Below are 18232 nucleotides of genomic sequence, written 5' to 3' on the forward strand. Positions count from 1 at the left end.
TCAGACCCCCCATCTGCCTGAACCAAAGGTTTCCATCAAGAAAAATTGCAGGATCGGATAGCCGAAGGCAATTAGCATGAATACGCCTATCACGATGTTCCATAAGGTGAAGCTGTTTAGGTAGCCGGGCAAGTAGTCAGGGCTGTCGAACTGTTCGGCATATTCGACTTCACCGCTGAATACTTCAGTGCCGGTTTGAGTTTTATAGAGGTTATACATCAACAATCCCGCAGAAAAGATCAGGATCAGGCCGCCGAATATCATGGTTACTTCATAAGGCTCCCATGACAAGGTCAATAAATTATTGTAATTGACACTGTCGATGCGTCTCGGTTGGCCCAACAAGCCCAAGATGTGCCAAGGCGTGGTCATGATGACCATGCCAACGAACCAGGTCCACAATTGAGTGGTAGCCAACGAGTTGCTAAATAGGGGCTTGCCGGTCAAAACCGGCCAGAAGTAATAAGCAATCCCGAAATACATGATAATGGTCGTGCCGCCGAAGATCAGGTGAAAGTGACCGGAAATCCAGGCGGTGTTATGCACCATGGCATTCATCGCGTAGCTGGCGTTGACCAAGCCACCGAAGCCGCCGAAGATCAGCATCAACAAACCCAGGATAATCGCCAGTACCATCGGATTATGCCAAGGCAAGGCGGCTATCCAGCCGAACAGGCCTTTACCCCCGCGCAAACGACCGGCAATTTCCAGTGAGGCAATCACCGTAAAGCCGGTAACAAAGGTCGGCAAGGTCACCACGAATGTGCCGATGGCATGCAAAATCTTCCAGCCGTGATTCTGTTCCGGGTCCATGTACAAATGATGGAAACCGATCGGCAGGCTGAAGACCACCAGCAAAATAAAGGCGGCACGCGCCATGATGTCACTGAACAAATAGCCGCCAGCCTGCTTTGGTACCAAGGTATAAAAAGCGGTGTATGTAGGAATTAACCAGAAATAGACGATGGGGTGCAGGGTCCAAGCGAAGAGCGTCCGGGCCAGACCGGGGTCTATAGTGTCAATCAAGCCCAAAGCCCAGGGAATCAATTGAAATAATACTTCAGCGGCTACCCCGGCACTGGTCCACAGCCATAATATTGCGTTGGCAGTGGTGGCAAACATTGCCAGCGGCACCGGCTTACCAGGATTTGCTTTTTTCCATTGCATGTACATGACGATCATCGTCACGGCCCAAAACCAGGAGCCCACCACCAGTAAGGTTGCCCCTATGTAGAACAAAGGATGCGCTTGCAAGGGCGGGTAAAAGGTAAACATCACCGAGGCCGCGCCACCTAACAACGGCAATGCAGCCAGAACCACGCCGGTTAATGCCACACCGAAGCCGGTCCAGGCGAAGGTTTTATTCCAGACCGGCAATTTCAAGCTGCTGGTGGCTACGTAATAGCCAAAACCCATGATAAAGAAGGTTGTCAGTACAAAACCCATCAAAACGCCGTGAGTACTGACCGATGCGTAATACACTTCCCGCGATTCCAGAATTTTGAAAAAGCCGCTACGTTCGATGACTTGATAGCCGCCCATTACACAGGCCAACGCGAACGCGCCAAACGCCACCCAGAAATGGGTCAGCGCCAGTTTTTTTTCCGCTACGTTATCCATGATTTACTCCCCCTTGTTTGTTGAGCGCTTCCCACTGCGCTTTGCCGACTACCTTAATATTGCTCCACATGTGGGCGTGGCCCATGCCGCAATACTCGTTGCACAGCAGCGGATAGTCGCCAGTATGGTGTAACAGGGTTTTGACTTGCGCGACATAGCCGGGCACAATCATCGTGCTCATGTTGGTCATAGGGATATGCACGCCATGAATGACGTCGAGGCTGACCCAGCGGAAGGTAATGTTGGTTTCTGCGGGTAAAACCAGGTCTTTAGGGTAAAACCCGTAACGGCCGGCCACCATACGGACAGTGATGCTCCCGTCGGGATGCTCTTGCACCCCGAGCTTATCTTCGGCAAATTCTGCCGACAGATGCAGTTTGGCCGAATCGATGGCTTCAACATTACTCGGGGCATGAATGCCATGGAATAATGCGGAAGATAAAATGACTACTACAAATAGTCCCGCGATCATTAGGGCAATAGCTGCCCACTGTTTTTCCAGTTGATGAATATGCATTGGACCCCCTAACCGATATGGCCACGAGGTAAGAACACCCCGTAATACATCAGCAGCCAAGCTATCACCATGCCGCCGCTGACGATCAGCATTAATGCCCAGGTGCCGATTGGGGCGCTTTGCAGAATTTCTTTACGTTCTTCTTCAGAGAGATTGTTCATATCCTTCCTTCTTGTATGCGTTTTGATAGGAATTATGTTGGCAACCAACGGCATGAACAGCAGGGGCTTTGTCATTCTTACCGATGACTTTACCATCTGATTGCTGGGGTAATCATACCCTTAGCTTCGGACTAATCGAAAGCGATAAATCAGTGGTACGAATTGTTAGAGGAGGATTGGCTGAAAGCTTGCTGAGAATGGCCTCGGCTTTTAATGGGGCGGGGAATACGATGGAGAGCGGGAGATTTAGAAACCCTGCGCGGTTGGAAATCTCCGATGCGTATGTCAAAAAGCCAAAAAACTGGTAATGGCGAAGTCGGCATGTCACTATTTGGTGCAAATAGATAGTTAGACCTTATAAAAATTACCACGACCCGCAAGCATGAAATACCGGAAAAGTGCTTGCAAGAGTCCGTGCCGAATCACTAACCAGCGGTAGCCACAATGAATCAACCGATCAACGAATTTCAAGAAACACCGCCCCGTCATGTGAAATATCGATTACTCGGGTTTTCGAATGCGGCGTTATTGCTTGCAGCTTGTAACTTTGTGATCTGGTTATTTATTTTATTTCCGATCTATGCGGCTACGGATGGCGTGTCCAACAGCGATGGCTTACGCTTCTTAGTTGTGTCTTTTATCGTGATGGATCTGGTCGGCTTAGGATTGGCTTCCGTGGCGATGTTCAAGTCGAAACTCCGCAAAACCATGGCTAACTACGGATTTGTGCTTAATGTCGCGATGATAGGTTTAAATCTTTCGGTATTTCCGTTTTAAAGAGTTGGCAATCGCGCAAAGGAAAAAGCCTGTAGCTAAACGCTACAGGCTTTTTATTTAGCCAGCTAAGTGGCGATGGGGTCCGAAGGGCTATGAAAAAGGGGGTAAGCGCCCCCTTTTTCGGGAGAGGTGCCTCACCAAGTCATGCTTATAACCGACCTGACATTTTTGCTTGGGTTGTAGGTGTAACCCGTCGCGGCAATGCTTTTTAGTGTGTAGGTAGCTGAACCGCCAGTTCGCTTAGCGGTGGTGGCCGATTGAATAACGATGCCATTCGCGTCGGTTTTACTGGTGATGGTGCCGGTCATTGAGCCGCTGAAAACTCCCACAACCGTCGCATTTGGCACCGGTTTGCCTTTAGAGTCGATCAATCTTACTGTCGTTCTGGCCTGGACATTGGTGCTTTTAACGATTGACATACCTATTGTAGACACCCACATGGTTGGCAGAGGCGGTGCGCTGACGGTAATCTGCACCGTTTTGGTGTCGGTTAATTGATATTGGTTGGTAACCACCAATTTAACGGTGTAGGTGCCCACTGTCGTGAAGGTATGGGCTGGATTCGACCCGGTCGCGCTGGTGTTATCCCCAAATGACCATTGATAACTGGTGATGTTGCCATTGCCAACTGTGTTATTGGCCGAGAAATTAACCGTTAACGGTGCAGGGCCTGACAAAGTTGAGGCGGATATGCTGCCAACTGGAGGTTTTGTCAGGACTGTGCCGGCTGGCACGTAATTTCCTGTGATCTGGTATTGCCCCAAGCTGCCGTAAACCGGGTAGCCCGCGTCGCCGCTGATTGCTGCGCGACCTGAACTTGCTACAGCCAAATAATACGTGCCTGCCGGTACCGATTGGTTGATTGCGGCCGTTAAAGTGGTTTCCGGCGCGTTGGTAGCAACCACGGCACCGCTGGCGTTATACAAAGTCAGCTTAATATCCAGGTTTGGACCTACCGCTGCCGGACTGGCTGTCAAGTTAATAAGCCCGCCACCAGTGCTGACCACAAAAATATCAGTATCGGTTGATGTTTCGATGACGCCGAAAGTTTGAATATTCAGTGCAGTGGCAGTACCGATATTTTTCAGAGAGCTTGCTGTACTTGGTGTATTACCGTAATCGTCGCTTCGAGCCAGAATGCCGTAACTGGCAAGGGTCCCAATATCATCCTGTTGATTGTTGGCGTTTGGATAGCTGCCTGGGTTCCATTGCGTCAGATTTTTATAGTAGCCCACGCCCATGATTGGAGCCCAACTGGTGACGCCGGTACCGTGGCCAGTGTAATAGCCGGTGCTAGGATTTTGGCCGTCGTGTTGCAGGCCCAGGTTATGGCCGGCTTCGTGAGAGATTGCTTCAGCGATGTATTTTTCGTTATTTGCCAAGCCGTCTTGGAACACCCAGGCCGGTTGGTAATAAGCGTTGTTGACGAAATTGACTACGCCGACATAGGCAACACCGCCGCAACCGCAGTTAAATACGGTTTTGGTGACCACCACGCGTATTCCATAATTGGTATCCGCCGCGCTGGTGCGGAATAAGGTATCGTTAGTCGGCAGTTGGGTAGTCACGTCCACATCGAAGGCGATGTAATCTTCCGCGACCCGATTCCACATGCTAATGATATTACTGCGCTCGGTATCGTCGAAAACACTGGGGTTGCCGGTCAGATCGTAAGCTGGCGCGTTGATGGTAGAGGCTGACCAAGCAGTGCCCTGAGCGATATGACCGTCGAAATCCAGGTAAATGGTTTTGCTTGCACCAGGCTTGCTGTGCAATACAAAGGCGTTTGCCAGCGCCGCTTTCGATGCTATAGGTACCGGCGGATTGCTGGTGCCTGTTGTGCCGGCGACATTATTGGGCGAGACCAGATTGCCGGCTTGCGTTTGATTTTGCTGATCGGCGGTATTGTCCACATACAATACTCTGCCGTTACCGTCGACCCGCATCGTCTCGTCTTGAGTCAACATTTCCTTGAATTTTTCCGGTGTCAAACCATGATTTGACGCCACTTTGGGCAAATCGGCACCCAGCATATCGATAGCGTATTGGCCTTGATAATTGACCGGCAATTCGACCATCCCACCTGTGTTAGACGGCGTAGTAGAGGCGTTACTGGCGATTGAAAGCGGATCGCTGCCGTCGCCGTTGGCGCCGGTGTCGATGACTTGTTTGATTTTTCCTTGGTCGTCGATTTGTACCGTGTAGTTGCGGCCCTGCATCACAGTGGCAACCAGATCGCGATTTTGGTCGAGATCCTTGCCGATCAGGCGGGACGTATCTGCGGCAAACGCCATTGTGGAAAAAAGTAGTCCGGCGGAAATAGCGGATGCCAGAGTTTTGGGTTTTTTAAGGATATGAGTAGTCATATCGGTCACCTTTGGAGTTTAACTTCAGCAAGCACACCAACCGAGCCAACTTACTGAAGCGAGATCGCCTAGCGGCGTCTCGGGGTAAAAATAGTGCTACCGTTTTGGTACCGGTAATAAACGATTAAATTTTCTAATCGGGCGGCAATGTAACATCCAAAAATATATTCGGTGAAATACGGTCCAATTTTTAAGTGTTCAGTCAAAAAACGTCTGCGAAAAGTCCGGGTTGGTGCACAAAAATGTCCCAGCCGATACTGGTAAAGCGCACGAATAGGTTTAATTTTTGGTGAGGGTATTGTACGGACGAGTGTTAACGAACGGTTTGCGCGCCGATTATTAGCCCTCTAGCGCAGTTGGCTGATTGCTTAATGGGGGGCTTTAGCGATATGAAATCAGTTAATCCTTTGCAGCTATGCCACAATAGGCGGTTGGAATCATCTGTGTTTGTAAGCGGGGCTTTATAGAGCAACTGTGTGCGTCGATCAGTTGATGAAGGTCGGTAAAAAAGATGCTCATTGGTTGTTAACAGGCCGTTTTTGCCTTGGCGGCTTTTCACGAATGAACGCCGGCGCACAAAAGATTTCCAGCGTGGTACCTACTCAATAATTATTATTAGCGATGGTTTGCTCAGGAGCAAATATGCGAACAGTTAAATCAAAATTAAAAAAAAATCTGGTCATTTTTCTGGTGATGGCTGCTTTTTCTGCATTTAATCCAGCGCTTGCCGAAACGGCTGGGGCTGATGATAAGGATGTTCATCACGAACACAAGAGTATGGATTGGCCAGGGATTTATACTGGCTTAACCCCTTGTGCCGACTGTATCGGCGTGAAAACCACACTGGCCTTGAACAAAAACAGCAGTTATCTGCTGATGACCCAGTTTTTGGGGAAATCGGAACGGGAGTTTACTGAAAAGGGTAAGTTTGCCCCTGGCGAAAAAGCCAATACTCTGGTTTTGACGCCAAAGAATGGCTCAACGTCGCAGCAATATCTGGTTGAAAAAGATGCGTTGATTCAGTTGGATAACAGCGGCAACCGGTTCACCGGCAAACTTGCGGATCGCTATATTTTGCGTAGAACCAGCGTCACCGATAAGCAGCCTGAACATTCCGGGCATTGATTTAAACCTTAAGCCGGGTGGCCGCGTGCGCTGGCGGCCACCCGGAGATTAGAACTGTTATATCGATTTCTGCTGGTTTTTGCGCCGAAAATAGACAATGGCTAAAAGTACCGTCAAGGCCAACGCGCCAAGCATGAAACGCGGTTCCACGACCTTCACCGAATGATTTTCGTCTTTGAATTTGAACTTGGCGAGTACGCCCAAGGCGGGGTCGGTAATGTCAATGGCAATCGATTTGGCGGCAAGATTTAAAAATTGCACTTCGCTGCCATCGAATGGCTTGTTGTTACGGGTATCGTTGCTGACCATGCCAGGATACAGCGGTGTTTCAGCAAGTTGAGAGATGCTTAACTGCTTGGCGATTTCTTGCTCAAGCTCGCGAGTGGTTTTGCCGTCGGTTTTGATATGAATCGGTTTTTGGTCGTCTATCTTAATCTCGATTTCGCCTTGCGAGGCGGTGAGAGCTTTTTTCGAGGAAAAGCCGTCCAGATATTCCACATCCGCACTGAACACCAGATCAAAAGCCACTTGCACGCCGTCGGCGTTGAAGTTTTTATCGGCAAGATCGAAACGCAAGCCTTGGTTGCTGTAATCTCTCACTGTTATCGTCGTCAACGAATAGCCGGTTTTGTTGGCGATGATTAATTCTGCTTGTTCCGGCGGCTGGGTAATGGTGATGCCGCGCCAATTCGGATCCAGCTGTATCATGCCGTCCTTCATCGATGTGAGCAGTTTTTTTGTGACCGCGTGAGGCTGTGTCGCATCATCAAATTTGTGTGCATTGAGAAAGCTCAAGCCGGTAGAGCGATACAGCTCTCCATCGTCGATACGCCATTCCGCCGTGTATGAAAACAGCGAATCGCTGGTTCTGCGAGGCATGCTGGTATGAATGCGCAATTTATCCTGCTCTGCCGGCGTGGTGAGTGCAAAGGCTGATTGGACAAAAACACCCGACGAACAGAATGTCAGAATGATGGCGAGAGTCGTTCGTTTCATCGTGGTTCCAAGCAAAAAGAAAATTACGTTAGCATAATGCGGCGTAAATGACACAACCTTTGATTAGCCGGACCTTAACGCCACTAATTTGTAGTGTTTGCCAGTGCTGCTAATTTGCGGAAAACTAGGTTGTGCTTCCTGGTGTTTGATCCGAAAAGGAAGCGGTTTATGTGTTCGGGAACCAAAAAAATTCACCGCTTGAAATAAATTTTCAAGCAAAAAATAGGGATATTGAGGCCGGCAAACACCACGTAGCAAGCGCTCGAATATATGTTCTGTACTACAATCCCAGTGCGCTGGGCGGCTGGGTGCTGAATCAGGCTGTTTTAAGTCAATAAGTTGCCAGCAGGGTATCGGTAAAATCCGAAGAGGGTAGAAGTGGACGAATCGATAGGGAGTATAAATAGTGGGAACTAGAATTTTTCCGCTAAATTGTTCAAAAAATTAATAGATTAATAAGGAAATGCCGTTATGACATTAGATTCTCATGCTGCTAAATTAAAAGAAATGGCGGAGAAAATTATAGATTTTACGCCTCAAGAAATCAGTAGTATTACGCCGGAAGAAATTCAACGTTTATTTTATGATTTACAAGTTTATCAAATTGAGTTGCAAATGCAGAATGAAGAGCTGCAAAAAGCGCAATTTGAATTGTCTCGCTTAAATAATAAATTAAATTTTACCTACCATTGTGTTCCAGTGGGTATTATAACCCTAGATTATCAAGGCTTCATAGAACAAGCGAATCATACCTTTGCAGATATGTTGGGCTATAAAGCCAGTAAATTGCAGAAAACGCATTTTTCCAAGCTGATTTTCGAAGAAGACAAGAATATATTTATTCACCGTTTTGACGCTTTTTTCAAAGCGCCAACCAATAAAAGTTTACAGCTGCGTTTGCAAGGGGATAAGAATTTTGCTTTCCCTGCTTTAATCAAAGGTAATGCGGATGACGGTAGCGATACGGCGAGCGAATCGTTCGATTTGAAGACGCGTAAATTAATCGTGACTATCACAGATATTAGCGACGTGAAAACAGACGCAAATAAGACTTGAGTGTACTGTCGCAGCGTGACGGGTAAAGTTGTCCAGAGGCTTTATTAATTTAAACGATTGATATTAACTAACATGGTTTTATGGATAATGAAAACACTGTAAAAGTGCCGCCGCAGTACATTGTCGGGATCGGCGCTTCCGCCGGAGGCTTGGAGGCGATTGAGGCATTTTTCAAGAATATGCCTGCCAATAGCGGCTTGTCGTTTGTAGTGATTCAGCACTTGTCACCGCAGTATAAAAGTTTGATGGCTGAACTATTGTCCAAACATACTGCTATGCCGGTAAAGCGCATCGAGGACGGTATGAAAATCGAGCGTAACACCGTCTACTTGATTCCACCCCGGAAAAACGTCACGGTGTTTCACAATCAGCTGTTGCTGGCCGAGCAAGACCCCAGCAAAGGGATTAATCTGCCGATCGATATATTTTTGCGCTCCTTGAGCGAGGACGCCAGAGAACTGGCTGTAGGCATTATTTTGTCCGGCACCGGTAGTGATGGCACGCGTGGTATTCGCGCCATCAAGGAATTTGGCGGCATGGTCATGGTGCAGGATGAAAACTCCGCCAAATTCGACGGTATGCCCAAGAATGCTTTTGCTACCGGTTTGGCGGATTTTAGTTTGCCGCCGGAGAAGATGCCCGATCAGTTGTTGGCTTTTGTTAAGCATCCCTATGCCACCTTGCAGGAAAAGCATATCGTTTCTTCCGACGATAGCGACATCACGCGGATTTTTTCGATTCTTAGGGAAAAGTGCAAAATCGATTTTACCTTTTATAAACCCAATACGGTGGTTAGACGCATTGAGCGGCGCATATCTATCAATCATTTAAAAGATATATCAGAATATTTAAACTTATTACAAACAAATCCTCACGAAGTTTTGATTTTATTTCAGGAATTGTTGATAGGCGTTACCAGTTTTTTTCGCGACGAGCACGTATTTGATGATATTCGCGAACATTGGTTGAAAAAAGTCGTCAAATTATTACAAGAAGATGAGTTGCGAGTTTGGGTGACCGCATGTTCCACCGGCGAGGAAGCTTATTCCTTGGCGATGTTGTTGTCGGAATACCGGGAGTATTCCGGACATTATTTTCGCGTGAAGATTTTTGCGACGGATGTCGATCTTACGGCCATCGAGAAAGCCAGTAATGGCAAATATCCGGAAAGTATTATCGCGGATATTCCACCTAAGCTTTTGTCAAAATATTTTATTCGCCGGGAAGATTATTTTCAGGTCAGCCAGAAAATTCGGGAAATGGTGGTGTTTGCCCAGCATAACCTGATTAAAGATCCGCCGTTTACCAATATTCATATACTCAGCTGTCGAAATGTGTTGATTTACTTACAGCCGGTATTGCAAAAGAAAATATTGGAGTTATTCAACTTTTCTCTGGTAAAGGACGGCTTGTTGGTGTTGGGTACCAGTGAAACGATAGGCGATATGGGTGAGTATTTCGATGTGGCAAGTGCCAAATCAAAACTATATCGCTCTAAAGGCAAATATAAATCCTTGGGTTTTACTGCATCTCCCAGTGCTTTAATGACTTACTCGCCGTATCCGACTTCTGTGCGCTCATCGAATGCGCTTAGTGGCCAGGAAGAAAGAGTATTGGATAGGTTTATCAGGGCAATATCCAATGATGTATTGCCGTTTACGATGATAATCAACGAGAATATGGAAATATCCCATATTTTCGGAGACTCTAAGGATTATTTGAGTTATCCCAGCGGCAAACTGGTGAGTAATGTCAGTAAAATTGTCAAAAAAGATTTATCCATACCTATTTCCACAGGTATTCAAAAAGCCTTAAAAACGAATAACGAAATTGTGTTGTCCAATATTCGGGTCAGAGAGCAGGACAGTTTGCGGACGTTTAGACTGCAATTTAAACCTCTGCCGGGTAAGAAGGGCCAAGAAATCTTAGTGGCGGCGATGATCACGGAGACGGTCGATCCTTCCTGTTTCAGCGAGACGGAAACCTTGGTCTACGATGTCAATTTAGATGCCAAACAACGCATCATCGATCTGGAGCAAGAATTACAATTTACCCGCGAAAACCTGCAAGCCACGGTGGAAGAATTAGAAACCTCCAACGAAGAGCTTCAGGCCACCAACGAAGAATTGTTGGCGAGTAACGAGGAATTGCAGAGTACGAATGAGGAATTGCAATCGGTTAACGAAGAGCTTTACACCGTTAACGCCGAACACCAGGGCAAGATAGTCGAACTGACCTTATTGAATAACGATTTGGATAATTTATTCAATAGTACGAATATCGCTACCTTGTTTTTAGACGAGAATCTGGATATCAGGCGTTTTACCCCGAAACTACAGTCGATATTCCATATTTTGGAAACCGATCTCGGGCGACCGTTTTACCATCTAACCCATACCATTAAAAATCTGGATGTGATTGCAGTGGTTAAAAGTGTCAATGATAGGCACAACTGTTTTGATCAAGAAATTCAGCTGGAAAATGGTACCTGGTATTTATTGCGGGTTATTCCCTATGTAGTTTCCGCTAAAGTCAATGCCGGTGTCATTCTGACATTTGTGGACATCAATCAGCTGAAAAGTGCGCAACTGGAATTGCATAAGCGTGAGGAGCAAGAAACGCTGAGGCTGGCCAAGTTTGTACAGTTTTCCAATGATGCGATCACCTTGCTCGATCCGGACGGTACCATTGTGACCTGGAATCACGCCGCCGAGAAGCTCTATGGTTGGTCGGCGCACGATGCGCTGGGGATGAATTTTTACAATTTAATTCCGGAAGAGGAAAAATATTTTGCGAAGCAAGGTCTGAACAACCTGAAAGTGGGTAACACCTTGCCGTCTTTTCAGGCCAGACGGCTAACCAAATCCGGAAAGGTGGTGCACGTTTCGGCGTCGGCTTGCATGTTTCAAGCGGAGAACTCCGCCAGAGAGTTAATCGCTTTGACTGAGCGCGACTACGTTCACCAACATCAAGTTGAAAAACAGGAATGTTTAAATTGTTTGCAAAAACTGGCAACGATAGTGATGGACACCGATGAGGCGATAATTCTATTTGAAGTGTCGGGTAAAATTACGGCTTGGAATAAGGGCGCCGAAACCTTATACGGCTGGGATAGCTTGGATGCAGCCAGTATGACGTTTACAGAGATCGTCTCGGAGGATGAACGGGCCATTACTCAACAGTTGATTCAGGAATTGATAGTCGGTGGCGGCGTGAAAAGTATCAAGACCAAACGCATTACCAAGGATCAGAAAATTATCCCGGTACGCATGCATGCAACGGTTTTGGGTAATCGCTCGGGAGAAGCGCTGTTAATCGTCAGCAGTGAAAAAGCGGTGCACTGAGCGGCTAATATCAACTTGCTATTAAGGCAAGATTTCGGCTAACGATTGCTCGACCGCCAACAATTCCGCCGGCGTATTGATGTTGACGAAGATGTGCGGTGTATCGCTGAAATCTACCTCGACCAGCGAATGCCGGTGAAACCAGGTTTGCAACTTACGCTCGCCGCTGCGCAAGTAATTCTGTAAATCAGTTTGCAAGCTGGTTTTCAGTGCGGCGAAAACCGGATGCAGGCGTTCGCCGTCAAACGCCACGGCGATGTCCGCATCCTGGCTAATTAATGCGTCGAGCAAGCGTTGCAAATGCATGCTTGCAACCAACGGCGAATCGCACGGCGCTACCAGTAATATCCCATGTTGCGCGGCCTGCATCGCCGCCAGAATGCCGGCTAGCGGACCGTCAAAGCTTGGTTCGGCATCGCTGATGACGGGGTAATGGAATTGCCGGTAGAGGTCTTGATGGCGATTGGCGCTGATCAACAAATCGTCGACCAGTGGCATTATGGCGGCCAGTGCGTAGCTAACCAAGGGCCGGTTATTGCACAACATCAAGCCCTTGTCTTGCTCCTGCATGCGTCGGGCCATACCGCCCGCCAGCACTGCGCCGCTCACTTTGTTTTGCCCGTTCATGATGGTAAGCTTTGCCGATGTTTAAAAGAGCCGTCATTTTCGCAAGCCTGCCGTTGATTGCAAGTTGTGCTGCGCAGTCTCAGCATACCGAAGAAGTGACGTATTATCAGGTGGAAACCAGCAAACCCTACGACGAAGTATTGACCGAACTGGAAGTAGCGATTGCCGAACATAACTTTCGCATTACCGGCCATAGTCGTGTGGGGAAGGTGATCCGCGATAGAGGGGCCACGAATTTTCCAGAATACGATACGGTACAGTTTTGCAATCTGACGTTGGCAAAAGTGGTGCTGGAAATCACCCCGCACGCGATAGGCTATATGCCCTGCAATGTGGTGACCTACCAATTCGCAGGCAAAACCATCGTCAGGACGCATTTATTACCGGAAGATACTGGCAATCCGGCCTTGAATAACTTCGCCAAGGAAATGAACCCGCAACTGCGACAGATTGTCGACTTCGCCGCCGAACAATAAATATCCCTACAACGATAAAAACCGAGCATCATGAAAAAATCATTCTTCGCTACTCTCGCTGTTGTAACGCTGCTAAGCGGCTGTGCCACTACCCAGGAAAACTCAAAGCCGCAGGCCGCCGCAGGCGAGCCGGCGGTATTGGTCAATGACTATCCCACCCGCGACCGCGTGGAATATGTGCTGGAATGCGTCGCCAAGCACGGCGGCTTAACCTATATCAGCCAATATGCCTGCGGCTGCAAAATCGATAAAATTGCTGAAAAACTCAGTTTCGAAGAATACGAGTCAGCCAAAACCTTTACCCAGATGCAAAAAACCCCTGGCGAGGCCGGTGCTGCGTTTCGCGATCCTAAACAATCCAAGGATTTGCGCACCAAGTTGAAAGATGCTGACGCCGAAGCGGAAAAAGCCTGTTTCGTTAAATAATTCCTGTTGACCATGATGGCCCCGGCCGGGTTGTCATCATGGTTCATGTCTTTTCCGTCAAACCATCGCTATACGAGCAGTTTGGCGTTTGCCGTCGGACTCACTTAATCTTACCGTTATGCCCAACGCCGAGTTTTTTCTTTCTTACCCCAAATTCAAACTGGCGATACTGGCCTTGTTGACGCTGAATATCGGTATTTACGCAGCGGTCGATACGCTGACCACTGCGGTTGATGCGCTGGTTTGGGTGATCTTGTTGGTGATGTTCGAACTGGAAACCGTCAAGGCCGCGCCGTTTAATGAGACGACCTTGCACGCGGTGAGGAACGTGTTGATTGTGGTGATTGCCTTGGTATTTGGCAGCTACGTCCGCGATAACGAATGGTTGGATGTGCTCAACTCTCTGCTCTGGTTTGGGTTGATTGTGCTGCTCGAGTTGGAAGTGCGCTGGCCGACTTTGGTTGCTCGACACCGGCAGCTGTTTTGGTTGATCACTCTCGCTGTATTTGCGGGTTTAGTCGGTATGGTCGTGGCTTGGCTGATGCAGTCAGAGTGGCTGGATGCTTACGATGCGCTGCTGTGGATCGCCGCATTCGGCGTGATTGAAGTCGATATTTTTCATTTTCTGAAGTTGACGCGCGATTAATCCCAACGCCATTTTCAGCGGTTTCCCAAGCATGAGAAAGATTGTTTGGTTGCTTATTTTGGTGGCGCCGTTGCTGCTGAAAGGCTGGTATGTCGATAATTTCATTTATCACTATACCGGTACCCGTTTGCTGGGATTTACTCAGGTTTTATTTAACGATGCCGTGATTTATGGCGGTATTTTAATATTACTGTATTTATCGCTGCTGCCGACTATGATGCGTTGGCTGGCGGCATCATTACGCTTGGCGGCTGTGCTGTTGTTTGCGGTTTATATTATCGATTACGCCATTATCGTTAATTTCAATACGCATCTGGCTTTGGGCGACGCCATAAAATATGCGGATTATTCGTACAAATATATTCAGCAAATTTACGGTTTAAGCGAATTTGGTGTGCTTGCGCTTAGCGTATTAATCTTGGCTATACCTTTATATTTTTCGTGGGTAAGGTTTAAATCCGTAAATCCTCATGTCAAAAAGTGGCCCATCTTCTTAATTCTTGGTTTGCCGTTGGCGGCCGCGTTTGCCGATAATGAAAAATACGCCCATGCCTGGATTTATAAAAATGTCATTGATTATAATTTAACCATATTGTCTGAGGCTGCGCCGTATAGCGCCGCTTATGTCGATACTTTTAGTTTTCAAGAGCATATAAACTGCCAAACTCAGCCGGCTCAACCTAAGAATATTATTATGTTGATGGTAGAGTCGCTTTCCGCTTATCAAAGCCGGTATTTCTCCGGCATCCACGATTGGACGCCTAATCTGGACGAGATTGCTAGCCAACATCAAGCGTTCAAGAATTTTTACGCCAATGGTTTTATAACCGAAGACGGCGAAGTCGCACTGCTGACTGGCTTGCAGCCGCTCTATCCGCCCTCCAGTTATACCGACGACGGCGGTACGTCGTTTTATAGTTTTTATAATATAAAAGATTCCCTACCCAATATCCTTAAAAAGCACGGTTATAAAGCCGAGTTTTTAACCACCGCGGATTTGGAGTTCGGCAATACCGGAGTCTGGGCAAAAAGCGTAGGTTTTGATTATATCGAAGGCCACGATCAGCCGGAATACGATAAATGGGAACGGTTTCATTTTGAGGCCGCGCCGGATGAGGCGCTATATTTAAGAGCCTTGGACAGGATCGATAAAAATAAAAAAAATAATTTTTTGCTGTTTATCAAAACGGTTAGTAGTCATCATCCGTATATTAATCCGGAGACGAAGGAAAAATCCGAATCAGCGGCCATTACTTATACCGACAAGCAAATAGGCCGGTTTTATCGAGAACTACAAAATAACGGCTTTTTCAAGAATGGCCTCTTGATTATTGTCGGCGACCATCATTCGATGACGCCCTTAAAAAAAGCCGAGGTTGAGTTATATGGTCAGTATAAAGCTTCGGCAAAAGTGCCCTTAGTGATTGCCGATGGTTATCAGCCGGCAAGCGTGGAAAACAATCAATATCAACAAATTGATGTCTTTAATAGTTTGCAGGGTTTGATCGCCGGCAAGCAATGTTATTCGGATTGGAATGGGGTATTGTTCGGCGTAGCGAAAGCCTCACCCAAATACATCATTCATAGGCGCGGCGACAATCGGGATATGGTTAGCGTGTTTGGCGAAAACGATGATTTTCTGGTGAAACTGGATGGCGATAATACCAGGGTAACCAGCAAGCTACCGGCGGAGCAGACTGTCAGGCAGCTGTTGGTCGATAAGATTAACGCGCTGCGGATAGCGCGGGCGAAGTGGGCATTGACACAATCCGCCGAAAAGTCAGATTGATACGGGCTTGCTTGGCTTGGCGAGTTTTGGGTAGTTCGTGGCGCCAGTGGTGTTGCAACTCGCCGGCCATGATCAACAAGTCGCCGTGACTCAGCTCAATATCCAGCGTCGTGCGGCTGCGGGCATGGCGGAAACGCAGCAAGCGCGTCTCGCCGAAGCTCAGCGAAGCAATCAGCGGATTTGGTCCTAGTTCTTTTTCATTGTCGGCATGACACCCCATCGAATCGCGGCCATCGCGATATAAATTGGCCAAAACGCTGTTGAATGGTTGTAGGCAAACAGCTTCGACGTCGCTGCGTAAGGTTTGTAGCTCGTTGGTCCAGGGCAAGGGTTGGTGATCGACCCCGGAATAACGGTATTCTGCGCCTGCGTCGCCATACCAGGCCATCAAGCGCGGTACCTCCACCCAGCGGCCGAAGATATGGATTTGCTCGGTTTGCCAGGCCAGGTTTTGCCGCAGGCTGTTGAAGTAATTGTCTGCGATGGTTTGTGGGTAGAAAGCTTGCAGCAGGTACAGCTCGCCATCGCAGGGAGCCAGATTCTGGTACTTGACGATTAAGGTCGATGTCATCGCAGCAGGAGTTTGGACAGCTTCGGCGACTTTAGCCGCCGAACCAGTCCATCAGACAAATGAGTCGGTTTTAATGTACCAACAAAATAATCAACTGCGCGGCAATGATCCGGAGAATCATGACCAAGGGGTAAACGGTTGCATAGGCCATCGACACTGCCGCCGCCGGGCTGAGATTGTTGGCAAATGCCAAAGCCGGCGGATCGGTCATGCTGCCGGCCAGCAAGCCGCAAAGCGTCAGGAAGTTGAGTTTGTAGACTATCCGGCCCACGGCGGCGATGATCAGGAGCGGAAGTAAGGTGATCATCGCCGCGCAGGCCATCCAGTAAAAACCGTCGCCTTTCACCAGCGTCTCGACAAATTGATCGCCGGAGTGCAAGCCGACGCAGGCTAGAAACAACACGATGCCGATGTCTTTTAAAATGATGTTGGAGCTTTTCGGTAAATGCCAAGTCATCGTCCCCCAGTTGCCGACTCTGCTCAGCATAATGGCTACCAGCAGCGGTCCGCCGGCCATGCCCAGTTTGACCGCCGAGGGAATGCCCGGCAAATACATAGGCACACTGCCTAATAACACCCCCAGCGAAATGCCGATAAAGATAGGCATGATTTGCGGGTGAGCCAGTTCTTCCAGCGAGTTACCCAGGGCTTTTTCGATGCTGTTCAGCGCTTCCTGGCTGCCGACGACATTCAATTCATCGCCAAAATGCACATGCACGTTGCTGGTGGGAGAAAACTCGACGTCGGGACGATGAATCCGGGAAATGGTGACGCCGTAAAGCATGCACAGATTGCCAACGGTTTGATTGATCGCTGATTTATTGGTGACTACCAGCCGTCTGCTTTGCAAATTGGTGGCAATTTGTTTCAGATCGATATCCGATTCCGGACCGATCAGAATTTTCAGTTGTTCCAAGGGTTCGCGTTCGCCGACCAGCCGGATGGTGTCGCCAATTGCCAAGTGGCTTTCCTGACCGGCCACATCCACCGCACCATTGTGCAGAATCCGTGTCATCACCACGTTCATGCCTTCGAAAAACGGAATTTGGCTTAGCGTCAAACCGTTTAGATTGGGGTTTTCCACCCGTAAATCTTTCCAGATTGGGATGTGCGCATCTTGCTGCTGTCTGTCGGCAAAACTTTTGGCTTCCTCTGCAATATCTACCTTAAATAGGCGTTTGTTTAACAGCATTGCCAGAATGATGCCGGCGATACCGAATGGGTAGGCCACCGCATACCCCAGACCCGGCATTTTCAAGGTTTCGCTATCGATGCCGGCAATTCCGCTCAATACTTGCTGGGCGGCGGCCAGCGACGGGGTGTTGGTTGTGGCGCCGGAAAACAGGCCCACCGCTACGGGCATGGGAATATCACCTAAAATGCTGATCAATACCGTAATCAAGGCGCCCAGTATCACGATCGCGGCGGCCATGCCGTTCAGGCGCAAGCCGTAACGAAAAAACGAACTGACGAAACTGGGGCCGACCTGCAATCCGATTGCATAGACGAACAGCACCAAGCCGAATTCGCGCAAAAAATGCATGACTTCCGGATTGATAGTGAACTGGAAATGTCCGAACAGTAGTCCGGAAAACAATACGCCGGCAATACCCAGTTGGATGCCGGCCAGCGATACTCTGCCCAAAACCAGGCCGCTAGCCACTACCAAACTGATAATTAGTAGTGTGTGCGGTACGGAATCTTGATTAAAAAGTGATAGCAACCACGACATGGC

At 48.2% G+C, this 18232-nt stretch carries 16 protein-coding genes; 8 read left to right on the forward strand and 8 right to left on the reverse strand.

Translation table 11 applies throughout. From position 1 onward, the window contains the following. From ACR64Q_RS04020 to ACR64Q_RS04030, 3 genes are read right to left on the reverse strand one after another with little or no spacing between them, the layout of a single operon-like run. On the reverse strand, nucleotides 1-1620 hold the full coding sequence (locus ACR64Q_RS04020) for a b(o/a)3-type cytochrome-c oxidase subunit 1 (protein WP_026603813.1): 1620 nt from the start codon (nucleotides 1618-1620) through the stop codon (nucleotides 1-3). After that, the gene (locus ACR64Q_RS04025) at nucleotides 1613-2137 is read right to left on the reverse strand and encodes a cupredoxin domain-containing protein (RefSeq protein WP_020485101.1); all 525 of its coding nucleotides are present in this window, start codon (nucleotides 2135-2137) and stop codon (nucleotides 1613-1615) included. Before ACR64Q_RS04025 ends, ACR64Q_RS04020 begins: the two co-directional genes overlap by 8 nt. 8 nt (nucleotides 2138-2145) lie before the next feature. Continuing rightward, the gene (locus tag ACR64Q_RS04030; protein ID WP_026147195.1) at nucleotides 2146-2298 is read right to left on the reverse strand and encodes a hypothetical protein; all 153 of its coding nucleotides are present in this window, start codon (nucleotides 2296-2298) and stop codon (nucleotides 2146-2148) included. Nucleotides 2299-2742: 444 nt separating this feature from the next. Here ACR64Q_RS04030 and ACR64Q_RS04035 point away from each other — a divergent pair, with 444 nt between their 5' ends. Continuing rightward, the gene (locus ACR64Q_RS04035) at nucleotides 2743-3075 is read left to right on the forward strand and encodes a hypothetical protein (protein WP_026603814.1); all 333 of its coding nucleotides are present in this window, start codon (nucleotides 2743-2745) and stop codon (nucleotides 3073-3075) included. A gap of 134 nt (nucleotides 3076-3209) precedes the next feature. Here the strand turns inward: ACR64Q_RS04035 and ACR64Q_RS04040 are convergent, their stop codons facing one another. Further along, nucleotides 3210-5441: a PKD domain-containing protein gene (locus ACR64Q_RS04040; protein WP_313733653.1), complete on the reverse strand. Its 2232-nt coding sequence runs from the start codon at nucleotides 5439-5441 to the stop codon at nucleotides 3210-3212. 642 nt (nucleotides 5442-6083) lie between these two features. On the opposite strand from ACR64Q_RS04040, the gene ACR64Q_RS04045 reads away from it, so the two are divergent. Continuing rightward, the gene (locus tag ACR64Q_RS04045; protein WP_313733654.1) at nucleotides 6084-6566 is read left to right on the forward strand and encodes a copper resistance protein NlpE; all 483 of its coding nucleotides are present in this window, start codon (nucleotides 6084-6086) and stop codon (nucleotides 6564-6566) included. Between the two features lie 57 nt (nucleotides 6567-6623). Here ACR64Q_RS04045 and ACR64Q_RS04050 read toward each other — a convergent pair whose 3' ends face one another. Then, complete coding sequence (locus ACR64Q_RS04050; protein WP_313733655.1) at nucleotides 6624-7562, reverse strand: hypothetical protein; 939 nt, start codon at nucleotides 7560-7562, stop codon at nucleotides 6624-6626. A 471-nt stretch (nucleotides 7563-8033) separates the two neighbouring features. Between ACR64Q_RS04050 and ACR64Q_RS04055 the strand changes: the two genes are divergently transcribed. Together ACR64Q_RS04055 and ACR64Q_RS04060 are read left to right on the forward strand one after the other, a co-directional pair. Continuing rightward, on the forward strand, nucleotides 8034-8618 hold the full coding sequence (locus ACR64Q_RS04055; protein ID WP_026603818.1) for a PAS domain-containing protein: 585 nt from the start codon (nucleotides 8034-8036) through the stop codon (nucleotides 8616-8618). A gap of 80 nt (nucleotides 8619-8698) precedes the next feature. Further along, a complete protein-coding gene (locus ACR64Q_RS04060) occupies nucleotides 8699-11962 on the forward strand; it encodes a chemotaxis protein CheB (protein ID WP_313733656.1) in 3264 nt (1087 codons plus the stop codon). A 21-nt stretch (nucleotides 11963-11983) separates the two neighbouring features. Here the strand turns inward: ACR64Q_RS04060 and mobA are convergent, their stop codons facing one another. Beyond that, a complete protein-coding gene (mobA, locus tag ACR64Q_RS04065) occupies nucleotides 11984-12589 on the reverse strand; it encodes a molybdenum cofactor guanylyltransferase MobA (protein ID WP_313733657.1) in 606 nt (201 codons plus the stop codon). 17 nt (nucleotides 12590-12606) lie between these two features. Here mobA and ACR64Q_RS04070 point away from each other — a divergent pair, with 17 nt between their 5' ends. From ACR64Q_RS04070 to ACR64Q_RS04085, 4 genes are all read left to right on the forward strand, one after another. Continuing rightward, complete coding sequence (locus tag ACR64Q_RS04070; protein ID WP_313733658.1) at nucleotides 12607-13065, forward strand: DUF302 domain-containing protein; 459 nt, start codon at nucleotides 12607-12609, stop codon at nucleotides 13063-13065. Between the two features lie 30 nt (nucleotides 13066-13095). Continuing rightward, nucleotides 13096-13491, forward strand: coding sequence for a hypothetical protein (locus tag ACR64Q_RS04075; protein ID WP_313733659.1), 396 nt, complete (start codon nucleotides 13096-13098; stop codon nucleotides 13489-13491). Between the two features lie 88 nt (nucleotides 13492-13579). Continuing rightward, nucleotides 13580-14137, forward strand: coding sequence for a hypothetical protein (locus tag ACR64Q_RS04080; RefSeq protein ID WP_235048893.1), 558 nt, complete (start codon nucleotides 13580-13582; stop codon nucleotides 14135-14137). Between the two features lie 31 nt (nucleotides 14138-14168). Further along, nucleotides 14169-15926 (forward strand): LTA synthase family protein, encoded by a 1758-nt coding sequence (locus ACR64Q_RS04085; protein WP_313733660.1) that lies wholly within the window; start codon nucleotides 14169-14171, stop codon nucleotides 15924-15926. On the opposite strand, the gene ACR64Q_RS04090 is transcribed toward ACR64Q_RS04085, so the two are convergent. Then, the gene (locus tag ACR64Q_RS04090) at nucleotides 15862-16497 is read right to left on the reverse strand and encodes an alpha-ketoglutarate-dependent dioxygenase AlkB family protein (RefSeq protein ID WP_313733661.1); all 636 of its coding nucleotides are present in this window, start codon (nucleotides 16495-16497) and stop codon (nucleotides 15862-15864) included. The genes ACR64Q_RS04085 and ACR64Q_RS04090 overlap by 65 nt on opposite strands. A gap of 70 nt (nucleotides 16498-16567) precedes the next feature. Then, nucleotides 16568-18229 carry a putative transporter gene (locus ACR64Q_RS04095; protein ID WP_313733662.1) on the reverse strand — a complete coding sequence of 554 codons (1662 nt, stop codon included), beginning with the start codon at nucleotides 18227-18229 and terminating at the stop codon, nucleotides 16568-16570. Nucleotides 18230-18232: the final 3 nt, after the last annotated feature.

Source organism: Methylomonas sp. 2F7 (assembly GCF_057126975.1).

What these genes read in the sequence shown, in the direction of transcription:
- ACR64Q_RS04070 (WP_313733658.1), top strand. Translation starts at nt 12,607, where the DNA reads ATGTTTAAAAGAGCCGTCATTTTCGCAAGCCTGCCGTTGATTGCAAGT.
- ACR64Q_RS04075 (WP_313733659.1), top strand. Translation starts at nt 13,096, where the DNA reads ATGAAAAAATCATTCTTCGCTACTCTCGCTGTTGTAACGCTGCTAAGC.
- ACR64Q_RS04035 (WP_026603814.1), top strand. Translation starts at nt 2,743, where the DNA reads ATGAATCAACCGATCAACGAATTTCAAGAAACACCGCCCCGTCATGTG.
- ACR64Q_RS04040 (WP_313733653.1), bottom strand. Translation starts at nt 5,441, where the DNA reads ATGACTACTCATATCCTTAAAAAACCCAAAACTCTGGCATCCGCTATT.
- ACR64Q_RS04030 (WP_026147195.1), bottom strand. Translation starts at nt 2,298, where the DNA reads ATGAACAATCTCTCTGAAGAAGAACGTAAAGAAATTCTGCAAAGCGCC.
- ACR64Q_RS04055 (WP_026603818.1), top strand. Translation starts at nt 8,034, where the DNA reads ATGACATTAGATTCTCATGCTGCTAAATTAAAAGAAATGGCGGAGAAA.
- ACR64Q_RS04050 (WP_313733655.1), bottom strand. Translation starts at nt 7,562, where the DNA reads ATGAAACGAACGACTCTCGCCATCATTCTGACATTCTGTTCGTCGGGT.
- ACR64Q_RS04085 (WP_313733660.1), top strand. Translation starts at nt 14,169, where the DNA reads ATGAGAAAGATTGTTTGGTTGCTTATTTTGGTGGCGCCGTTGCTGCTG.
- ACR64Q_RS04025 (WP_020485101.1), bottom strand. Translation starts at nt 2,137, where the DNA reads ATGCATATTCATCAACTGGAAAAACAGTGGGCAGCTATTGCCCTAATG.
- ACR64Q_RS04020 (WP_026603813.1), bottom strand. Translation starts at nt 1,620, where the DNA reads ATGGATAACGTAGCGGAAAAAAAACTGGCGCTGACCCATTTCTGGGTG.
- ACR64Q_RS04095 (WP_313733662.1), bottom strand. Translation starts at nt 18,229, where the DNA reads ATGTCGTGGTTGCTATCACTTTTTAATCAAGATTCCGTACCGCACACA.
- ACR64Q_RS04090 (WP_313733661.1), bottom strand. Translation starts at nt 16,497, where the DNA reads ATGACATCGACCTTAATCGTCAAGTACCAGAATCTGGCTCCCTGCGAT.
- mobA (WP_313733657.1), bottom strand. Translation starts at nt 12,589, where the DNA reads ATGAACGGGCAAAACAAAGTGAGCGGCGCAGTGCTGGCGGGCGGTATG.
- ACR64Q_RS04060 (WP_313733656.1), top strand. Translation starts at nt 8,699, where the DNA reads ATGGATAATGAAAACACTGTAAAAGTGCCGCCGCAGTACATTGTCGGG.
- ACR64Q_RS04045 (WP_313733654.1), top strand. Translation starts at nt 6,084, where the DNA reads ATGCGAACAGTTAAATCAAAATTAAAAAAAAATCTGGTCATTTTTCTG.